Source organism: Pseudovibrio sp. WM33, assembly GCF_001623165.1.
In the GTDB taxonomy this organism is placed as follows: domain Bacteria; phylum Pseudomonadota; class Alphaproteobacteria; order Rhizobiales; family Stappiaceae; genus Pseudovibrio.
This window is the reverse complement of record NZ_LMCK01000090.1, coordinates 406,401-406,666: the sequence shown is the minus strand read 5'-3', so window position 1 is coordinate 406,666 and position 266 is coordinate 406,401. Positions and strand designations below refer to the sequence as shown.

The following is a 266-nucleotide window of genomic DNA, read 5'->3' as shown; positions in this document are numbered from 1 at the left end:
TAATTAGATTGTTGCCACTGCGGCTGAAGCGAACATCTGCTGCACTCACGTCAGTAAAAGTCAGGGAGTCAGCACTGCTATAATCATCTTTGTCCGTTATGGAATAAGAGCCATCCCCCATCATGTGGGTATAGGTCTCATTCTTGTAAGTTCCAACGACAAACCCACTGGCCTTCATCTCCGCCATCAGACGATTGCGGACCTCATCCTGGTTAAGAGTGACACCATCGGCAAAGTCAAAACTCTCAATGGAACGATCACCATCA

At 47.4% G+C, this 266-nt stretch carries 1 protein-coding gene; it reads right to left on the bottom strand.

Annotation, left to right across the window (positions count from 1 at the left end; all coding sequences use genetic code 11):
- The coding region (locus PsWM33_RS27405) for a hypothetical protein (RefSeq protein ID WP_206599009.1) at positions 1-266 on the bottom strand (266 nt) is incomplete at both ends.